General features: G+C 71.8%; 8 protein-coding genes and 2 pseudogenes. 5 read left to right on the top strand and 5 right to left on the bottom strand.

Translation table 11 applies throughout. The features are described from left to right. Window positions 1–146 precede the first annotated feature (146 nt). The 3 genes from AB0L29_RS22745 to AB0L29_RS22735 form a co-directional block, all read right to left on the bottom strand. The gene (locus AB0L29_RS22745; protein ID WP_365829543.1) at window positions 147–1,136 is read right to left on the bottom strand and encodes a magnesium and cobalt transport protein CorA; all 990 of its coding nucleotides are present in this window, start codon (window positions 1,134–1,136) and stop codon (window positions 147–149) included. 95 nt (window positions 1,137–1,231) lie between these two features. Next, window positions 1,232–1,402 carry a hypothetical protein gene (locus tag AB0L29_RS22740; RefSeq protein ID WP_365829542.1) on the bottom strand — a complete coding sequence of 57 codons (171 nt, stop codon included), beginning with the start codon at window positions 1,400–1,402 and terminating at the stop codon, window positions 1,232–1,234. Window positions 1,403–1,459: 57 nt separating this feature from the next. Next, window positions 1,460–1,966 carry an Hsp20/alpha crystallin family protein gene (locus AB0L29_RS22735; RefSeq protein WP_365829541.1) on the bottom strand — a complete coding sequence of 169 codons (507 nt, stop codon included), beginning with the start codon at window positions 1,964–1,966 and terminating at the stop codon, window positions 1,460–1,462. A 383-nt stretch (window positions 1,967–2,349) separates the two neighbouring features. Between AB0L29_RS22735 and AB0L29_RS22730 the strand changes: the two are divergent. From AB0L29_RS22730 to AB0L29_RS22720, 3 genes and pseudogenes are all read left to right on the top strand, one after another. Beyond that, window positions 2,350–2,500, top strand: a pseudogene (locus AB0L29_RS22730) (Hsp20/alpha crystallin family protein); the annotation flags it as partial. A gap of 186 nt (window positions 2,501–2,686) precedes the next feature. After that, window positions 2,687–3,943, top strand: coding sequence for a PP2C family protein-serine/threonine phosphatase (locus AB0L29_RS22725; RefSeq protein ID WP_365829552.1), 1,257 nt, complete (start codon window positions 2,687–2,689; stop codon window positions 3,941–3,943). Then, window positions 3,940–4,302 (top strand): STAS domain-containing protein, encoded by a 363-nt coding sequence (locus tag AB0L29_RS22720; protein WP_365829540.1) that lies wholly within the window; start codon window positions 3,940–3,942, stop codon window positions 4,300–4,302. Before AB0L29_RS22725 ends, AB0L29_RS22720 begins: the two co-directional genes overlap by 4 nt. 138 nt (window positions 4,303–4,440) lie before the next feature. Here the strand turns inward: AB0L29_RS22720 and AB0L29_RS22715 are convergent, their stop codons facing one another. Next, complete coding sequence (locus AB0L29_RS22715) at window positions 4,441–5,673, bottom strand: PP2C family protein-serine/threonine phosphatase (protein ID WP_365829539.1); 1,233 nt, start codon at window positions 5,671–5,673, stop codon at window positions 4,441–4,443. Between the two features lie 225 nt (window positions 5,674–5,898). On the opposite strand from AB0L29_RS22715, the gene AB0L29_RS22710 reads away from it, so the two are divergent. After that, window positions 5,899–6,450 carry a hypothetical protein gene (locus AB0L29_RS22710; RefSeq protein WP_365829538.1) on the top strand — a complete coding sequence of 184 codons (552 nt, stop codon included), beginning with the start codon at window positions 5,899–5,901 and terminating at the stop codon, window positions 6,448–6,450. A 120-nt stretch (window positions 6,451–6,570) separates the two neighbouring features. Here the strand turns inward: AB0L29_RS22710 and AB0L29_RS22705 are convergent, their stop codons facing one another. Beyond that, entirely contained in the window at window positions 6,571–6,966 is a 396-nt protein-coding gene (locus AB0L29_RS22705) for a hypothetical protein (protein WP_365829537.1), read from the bottom strand. 407 nt (window positions 6,967–7,373) lie between these two features. On the opposite strand from AB0L29_RS22705, the pseudogene AB0L29_RS22700 reads away from it, so the two are divergent. Next, a pseudogene (locus AB0L29_RS22700) lies at window positions 7,374–8,456 on the top strand (Orn/Lys/Arg decarboxylase N-terminal domain-containing protein); the annotation flags it as partial. Between the last annotated feature and the right edge of the window lie 162 nt (window positions 8,457–8,618).

The raw sequence follows: 8,618 nt of genomic DNA, 5'->3' as shown, positions 1-8,618 counted from the left end.
GCGAGGGGCCGCCCGCGTCTCATCGAGACGGACGTGTCACGCGCGGACCGCGCCGCTGGGCCGGTGCGGAGGGGCCGCGTGGCCGGCCGGTCCCTCCCGGCGCTCAGGAAACGACCACCCGGGGGCCACTCCGACGCACGGCACGGTCACAGCCAGCCGTTGCGGCGGAAGGCCCGGTACAGCAGCCCCGCGGCCAGCACCATCACCGCCAGCGCGAACGGATAACCGAACTCCCAGTCCAGCTCCGGCATGTGGGCGAAGTTCATGCCGTAGATCCCCGCGACCAGGGTGGGCGTGGCCACGATGGCCGCCCAGGACGAGATGCGGCGCATGTCGTCGTTCTGCCAGGTGCTCACCTTCGCCAGATGGGCGTCGAGGACGGAGCCAAGCAGGTCGTCCAGTGCGCGCACCTCCGTGTCGGTGCGGGTCAGGTTGTCGGCCACGTCCCTGAAGTACGGCTCCACCTCGTGCGGCCAGTGATCGGCGGAGACGGTCAGGTGCTGCATGACCGGCACCAACGGCTGGACGGCGTCGCGGAACTCCACCACCTCGCGCTTGAGCGTGTAGATCTTCTCCGTGACGTCCTCGCGGGCCGGCGAGAACACGCACCGCTCCAGCTCGGTCAGGTCCGTGCGCACCTGGAGCGCGGCCTGCGCATAGGCGTCGACGATCACGTCGGTCACCGCGTGCAGGACGCCGACCGGCCCCAGCCGCGCCATCTGCGGCTGCTGCCGCAGCCGTCGTGCCGCCTCCAGCGTCGGGTCGTCCGCCCCGTGCCGTACCGTCAGGACGAAGTCCGGACCGAGGAAGATCATCACCTCGCCCGTCTCGACGTCCGCGCTCTCCTCGACGAACCACAGCGTCTTCAGGGCGATCGCGAGCACGTCACCGTGGCGTTCCCACTTCGGCCGCTGGTGGGCCTGTACGGCGTCCTCGATCGCCAGGGGGTGCAGGTCCAGGTACTTGCCCAGCCGCTGCAATTCGTCCTGGGAGGGTTCGTCCATGCGGATCCAGGCGAACTCTCCCGGCTTCAGCGCAGCCAGACGGTCCAGCGTCACCTGGCATCCGCCGTCCGCCTGCCGGCAGTCGACCTGCTCGCTCTCACCCGTCCGCTGTCGGTAGATCGCACATTCCATACCCTTCGAATGCTTCCACCACGGTGATCCATGCCGGGTGACCCCGTGCCGCTTCACTCCGGTGGGCCGGAAGGGGAGCCGCGGCGTCGCCCGCGTCAGCGGTGCGCCGTGCCGCTCATGACCGCCCGCAGCTGCTGGTAGCGGTCGAGGTCCTGCCAGGTGTCGATGTCGGGCGGGCCGGGCGTGCGGCGGCCGGTGCCCCAGGCCCAGACACTGGCGGCGATGCCGGTGGACAGCGGTACGAGCAGCCACAGCAGGGCGCTCATCGATCGAACCCCTTTCGTCTTCGGCGTGACCTGCTTGCGTACGGAGCCGGACGGGCGTCAGGCCGTGAGCTGCTTGCGCTCGCCGCCGGTGATGGCGATCTTGCGGGGCTTGGCGTGTGCGGCGAGCGGGACGCGCAGGGTGAGGACGCCGTTGTCGTAGCGGGCGTCGAGGGCGTCGGTGTCCAGGGCGTCGGACAGGGTCAGACGGCGGGTGAAGCGGCCGGTCGGGCGTTCGGCCAGCACCGGCTGGGCGCCCTCGGGGACCGGGGAGGGACGCTGCGCGGTCAGGGTCAGCGTGCCGCGTTCGACGGTCAGGTCGATGCCGGCCGGGTCCATGCCGGGCAGGTCGAACTGGAGGTAGAGGGCCTGGTCGTCGCGCCAGGCGTCCGCCGGGATGAAGGCTCCGTCCGCGGGGGCGGCCGTGTGCGTGAGCTGGTGCAGAAGACGGTCGAGATCGCCGAGGGCGCCGCTGCGCGCGAGCATCTCCTTGCTTCTCCCTTCACTCGCGTGGATGTCGCACTCCCTGGCCCGCTCGATCCGGCCGGCCAGGTCCCGCCCTTTCATATACCCGCCCGTCAAAAATTTGACAAGTGAGCACTGCGTCAAGTTGACACGATACGACTCAGCTTCTGCCGAGGAGAGTGAGCGGACGCTCGCGCCACCCACCCGGGCGGGAGCCCGCACGTCCGGCACAGAAGGGCCCCACCGGCACCCCTTGCAACTCACCAGCCCTGACGACACATCCGCGCATCGACCACGGCGATCCGGTGGTACGTCCGCCCTGACGTGGCGATGGGCGCTCGCGGCGCGGCGCCGCTGCACGACCACGACGCACCACCACCTCACGTACCCCAAAAAATTGAGTCTGCCTATGTCAATTTTCTCGTGGCGTGGTGCATCAGAAGTAGAGCGAAGGACACGGATGACGACATGGAGGAGGGATGGAGATGCTGATGCGTACGGATCCCTTCCGCGAGCTTGACCGGCTCGTCGAACGGGTCTGGGGGTACGGCCGCTCACCCGGTCGGCGTGCCGATGGACGCCTGGCGCGAGGGTGACACGTTCTTCGTGGAGCTGGACCTGCCGGGTGTGGACCCGGGGGCCACCGGCCTGGCCCGGGCCCTGCCGCCGTCCGGTCACCGGCGGAAGGCGAACGTGGTCGCAGGCGGTGATTACGGGTAGCCGGGACAGTGGACGCGGAGGTGTCTGCCGGGGCGTGCCCGGCTCCTGGCGGGAGACGACGTGGTTTCTTCTGGACCGGACAGGGATGCGGGCGGGTGGCGGATGCTGTCGGGCCTGCTGGCGGACAGCCATCTGATGCCGGTGGAGTTGCTGTCGGCCAAAGCGTGCGAGAACGCCTCGAAGGCGGGTTTTCCCCGGGTGCTGATCTATCTGGGGGATCTGCAGCGGCAGGTGCTCCAGCTGCTGACCGGAGATGGCGTGCGTGCCGAGGACCACCAGAGGCAGCTGCCCATCCAGGGCACCGTGGCCGGACGGGCCTTCCAGCACGGGCAGATCCTGCCCGCCGGACCCGCGGCGGAGGAGGGCCGTGACTGGTGGGTGCCGCTGCTGGACGGCACCGAGCGCATGGGCGTGCTGCGGGTCACCGCGGTTCACGACGACGATCGCGCGCGCGAGGACATGGAGCGGCTGGCCTCGCTGCTCGCGCTGATCCTGCACAGCAAGCGGGGGAACAGCGACCTCCTGGCCCGGGTGGAGCGGGTGAAGCCGTTGAACGTCGCGGCGGAGATGCAGTGGAAGCTGATGCCGCCCCGGGTGTACGCCGACGGGCGGGTGGTGATCGCGGCGGCGATGGAACCGGCCTACCAGATCAGCGGGGACGCCTTCGACTACGCCACCGACGGTCCCCTGGTCCATCTGTCGGTCTTCGACGCGATGGGGCACGACACCGCCGCCGGCCTGTCCGCCAACCTGGCCGTCGCCGCCTGCCGCAACACCCGCCGGCAAGGGGGCGGCCTCGTCGCCTGCGGCGAAGCGGTGGAAGCAGCGCTGATCGAACAGTACGACCAGCAGCGCTACGTCACCGGAATCCTGGCCACCCTGGACACCCGCACGGGGATGCTGTCCTGGGTCAACCGCGGCCACCACCCGCCGGTGCTCATCCGGGACGGCCGGTGGGCCACACACCTGCAGTGTCCTCCGGCCCACCCGATGGGCACCGACCTGGGTCTGGACAGCCGGACGTGCCGCGAGCAGCTGCAGCCCGGCGACCGCATCGTGCTCTACACCGACGGCATCACCGAAGCCGGCGGCGCGGCAGACGCCCGGTTCGGCATCGAGCGCTTCACCGACTTCCTCATCCGCCACCACGCCGACGGCCTGTCCGTCCCCGAGACCCTGCGCCGTGTGATCCGCGCGGTGCTCGAATACCACGACGACCGGCTCCAGGACGACGCCACCGTACTGTTCTGCCAATGGCTCGGCCCCCGTCCCGGCCCCACCGAGGAGGCGGCCGACCTGGGCGGGGTACCCGAACCGGGCCGTCCCGCGGCAGCCCACCGGGAGGGGAGCACCCCATGACGAGCAGCGGCCTGCACCTGGACGTCGTCGAAACCCGCGGCCCGCTCGCCGTCGCCTCCGCCGGCGGGAGGATGGACCTGCACACCGTCGCCGGCTTCCACCGGCAGGCCACCGCCCTGATCGACGATCACCCCCACCTGATCCTGGACCTGTCCGGCATCACCTTCTGCGACTCCTCCGGACTCAACACCCTGCTGCGTCTGCGCCGCCACGCCGACGAGCACGGCGGCCGCCTCTCCCTGGTCGCCCCCGCCGACCGGGTCATGCACATGCTGCGCCTCACCGGCGCCGACACCGTCTTCCCCCTGTACGCCGACGTCACCGAAGCCCAGGAAGCCCAGCCCCCGGGCATCCGCTGACCCCGCGGGACGAAGGGCCGCCCGCGGCGCGGCGGCCGGCATCCACGCCCCCGGAGGGGAAACACGGTGCCCGGAGGCGATGCCCCGACGAGCGGGAGCCGTTCGCCGCCCCGGCATCGTCCGGGGGGAGTGCCCTGCTCACGGCTGCTTCGTGCGGCCGGCCGAGGCCTGCCGGGTGTCCGCACCGGAGCTGACGTGCCGCTGGGTCTCCTGGGGGCCGTGCCAGTCCAGGCACATCACGGTGGCGTCGTCCTCGAGCTGCCCGCCGGCGGCCTCCCGGACCGCGGACGTCAGCGTCAGCGCGGTCTCCCTCGGGTGCAGGTCCCGGGTGTGCTCCAGCAGGGCGAGCAGATCGACCTTCTCCCCATGGCGTTCGAACATGCCGTCGGTCAGCATGAGCAGACGGTCACCGGGGCGCAGATCGAGGTCCTGGACGCGGTAGGGATGGGGCGCGGGCACGGGCAGCCCGAAGGGATGGTCCACCTCGCAGGTGACCGTCTCCGCGGTCCCCTCGCGCAGGCGCAGTGGCCAGGGGTGGCCCGCGTTGACAAGCCGGGCCTGTCCGGTGTGCAGGTCGACGCGCAGCAGCTGTCCGGTGGCGTGACCGCGGCCGTGGTCGGCCAGGGCCTGGTCGGCCAGGCGGGCCTGCTCGGCCAGGCCGGCTCCCGCGCGGCGGGCGCCGCGCAGGGCACCCACCAGGACCGTGGCGGCCAGGGCGGCGTCGACGTCGTGGCCCATGGGGTCGGTCATCGACACGTGCAGGGTGTCGCGGTCCAGGGTGTAGTCGAAGGTGTCGCCGCTGAGGGCCTCGGAGGGCTCCAGGTTCCCGCACAGGGTGAACTGCGCGGCCTCGCACGACAGCGACGGGGGCAGCAGCTGGTACTGGATCTCCGCCGCCAAGGTGGGGGGCCTGGAGCGTTTGCCCCAGGTGTAGAGATCGGTGAAGCGACCGTTGGCGATCACGATGTACGACAGGGCGTGGGCGGCTTCCCCGACCGCGTCGAGGACCTCCTCGCCGGGGTGGGCCGGCAGCAACAGCTCAAGCAGCCCGATCGCGTCCCCCCGGTTGGTGACCGGCACGATCACCCGCTGGTCCCGGCCCATCGCCTCCTGATACAGCCGCTGGGTACGGATCACCTGCTCGTAGACGCTGTCGGCCATGGGGATCCGCTCCGCCTGCCGCCCGCCCTCCACGCCGGCGGTGGACAGCCGCGCCACCGCCCTCCCCGTCAGGTCCACGATGAGGAAGGAGACCTTCGTGGCCCGGAAACGCCGCCGCAGGTCCTCCGCGACCACGTCGACGGCGTTCACCGGCGCCTCCGTCTCCGCTGCCGTCAGCAGCCGGGGAAGTTCGCTCTGCCCACCACTCACGACCACGGTCCCTTCCACCAGCCGCTCCCACCAGCTTGGGAACCGTCCCGATGAACGTCAATCCGTGACCGGCCACGCCGGGTGAAGGCGGTCACGTCGTGCGTCCGCGGAAACGGGCCGGGCCGGGCGTCCGCACGTGGCCCGGCGTGGCCTGTTCCCCGCCGCCCGGCCCTCCGGTCGCCGATCCCGCCGCGGGCCGGGCGCCGGGAGGTACGGTGACCCGCCATGAGGTTCTTCGGTCCGGACGTCCTCGCCCTCGCCGACCGGCTGACCGAGGCGTACGCCGGGGTCTTCACGGCCCCGCCTTGGGAGCACCGGAACGTGGAGGAGACCAGGGCGGCCTTCCGGGCCCGCCTGGAGACGGACGCGCGCCGCCCCGGGTTCCGGGCCGTGCCGGCCCTGTCGGACCGGGGCGAGGTGAACGGCTTCGCCACGGGTTGGACCACCCGGGCCCCGTTCCGTACCGGCCGCGCCTACGGCAAGGTGATGCGGTGCCTCGGCGCGGACAGGGTGAACGACCTTCTGGTAGGAGCGTTCGAGGTCGACGAGCTGGGAGTACGGTCGCACGCCCGCGGCACCGGCCTGGGGCGCCGGCTGCTGTCCGCCCTCACGGCCACCGCGGGTGGGGCGGCGGAAGCAGTTCCACCGGGGTCGGACCTCGGAGACGAACCGCTCGAGCAAGAGATCCGTTTCGGTCGCTGCCGCGGCAAGGGTCCTCGCAGACCGGCATGCACCACGCCGTGGTTTCCCCCTGGTCACGGTCCACAGCCGGAATAACGGGGGCGGCGCGTCCGCTCGGCAGGCAGCACCTCCGGGTCCGGTGTCCGCCCCGGCCGGGCTTCACACGGAGGACACGGATGAGGACCGGGACGGGGACGGCACGCGGTCGAAGCGCCGTCACAGACCCGCGTGGTCCAGCAGCAGCCCCAGGTCGCCGTCCTTCACCCGGGTGACGCCTTGCGGGTGCCGGTTGGACAGGACGTGCAGCGGGACGGGGTCGCGGTGCAGCCGGCGGGTCGCCGCCGGGTTCAGCGTCGCCGTGAATCGCCACGGCTGGGGAGGGCTCCCGGCCACCTCGTACGGTTCGTCCTCGATCTCGGCCACCGCGGCGATCTCCCGTACCGGCGCGGCGAAGTAGATCCACAGACGGTCGCCGGGGGCCATGCGCCGCCACCTGGACAGGCACCACTCCCGGCGGGGCGCGGTCTCGGCGAGTTCCAGCATGCGGTCCTTGGCGCAGGAACCGCCGTCCGGGGCGGTGTCCGCGGGTTTCACGATGAACAGCCAGTCCACGGATGCTCCTCGGCTCGTACACGTGTCCGTCCCGTGCCGTGCCCGGCGCGGGTGTCATGTGTGCTGCCCGGCGAGGGAGCCGTCATGCCCGCCCTCGCGCACTTCCTGTGCACCGGCTCCGTGGGACGAGCGGCCGGCCCGGCGGACGCCGTCGCGTTCGTGGTCCGTCGCAGGTGGGCCCGCAAAGAGGCCGGCCGGGCAACCGCCGCACGGCCTGGAGGTCGTACGGGTCCGCCGGGGTCCGCTCCTCATGGACTGCCCGACGGATCCCGTCCCGGTGGACAGCCTGCGTCGACACCGTCTCCCACGGCTTCCGTCGGCCGGGTGGTCCGCCTCTACGACACCCCCTCCCCCGGCCCGGCGTCCGGACACCGGCCGGGCGGTACACCGCCAGAGAGGGAGACGGCATGGCCGAGAGCAAAGTCCTTGTCGCGGTACGGGAGCACCCGCGGGACGAGGGCGCGAGCGCGGCACAACTGGTGAAGATCGGCGAGGCCGTCGCGGCGGAGGGCTTCGAAGTCCGCTGGGCGGTCGGCGCCGAGGACGCCGAGGCCGTACTCGCCACCGAGGCCGGTCTGGCCGCGGCCCTGGTGGCCTGGGACCTTCCGCCCGGTCGCGACGCGGACGGCGGGCCGGGCGGCGCGGCGGTCCTGCGCGGGATCGGCCGGCGTTTCCAGAATCTGCCGGTTTTCCTGGTGATGGCCGACGAGGGCGTGCACCACCTGCCGCTGTGGGTGTCGGAGTCGGTGGTGGGCTACGTGTGGCCGCTGGAGGACACACCGGCGTTCATCGCGGGGCGCGTCACCACCGCTGCCCGCGCCTACCGGGAAGCCATCCTGCCGCCGTTCTTCCGTGCGCTGCGCCGTTTCGACGACGCGCACGAGTACTCCTGGCACACCCCCGCGCACTCCGGCGGTGTCGCCTTCCTGAAGTCACCCGTGGGCCGGGCCTTCCACGACTACTTCGGGGAACGGCTGCTCCGCAGCGACCTGTCCCTCTCCGTCGAAGAGCTCGGATCGCTGTTGGGGCACACCGGCCCGATCGGCGATGCGGAGCGCAACGCGGCCCGGGTCTTCGGCTCCGACCTCACCTACTTCGTCCTGCACGGCGACTCCACCTGCAACCGCGTCGTCGGCCACTTCAGCGCCGCGCGCGACGAGATCGCGCTGGTGGACCGCAACTGCCACAAGTCCGTCCTGCACGGCCTGGTCGTCTCCGGCGCCCGGCCGGTGTACCTGATCCCCACCCGCAACGGCTACGGCCTGGCCGGGCCCCTGCCCCCAGCCGAGCTCGAGGCGAGCTCGGTGGCGGCCCGGATCGCGGGCAACCCGCTGGCCCGGGAGGCCCTCACGCCGGAGGCCCAGTACGCCGTCTTCACCAACTCCACCTACGACGGCCTCTGTTACGACGCCGTCGCGGCGGCACGGGCGCTGGCCGCCAGCACGCCCCGGCTCCACTTCGACGAGGCGTGGTTCGCATACGCCCGCTTCTGCCTTTCTCTCGGGGTAGCTGGCGTGGACTGGAGTGAATCCGCAGATAGCGACGGTTGGGGGGGTGGGGCCACCAAGTAGGGCCACCACGCAAACGAGCAAGAAATACGCACGGGGGAGTGTTGGAGGGGCCAATGGCGTGAACATGATAACCAAGATACC

It is taken from the genome of Streptomyces sp. NPDC052701 (assembly GCF_040678355.1).
GTDB lineage: Bacteria > Actinomycetota > Actinomycetes > Streptomycetales > Streptomycetaceae > Streptomyces.
Note: the sequence above shows the minus strand (reverse complement) of the source record. Positions and strands in the feature narration are given on the sequence as shown.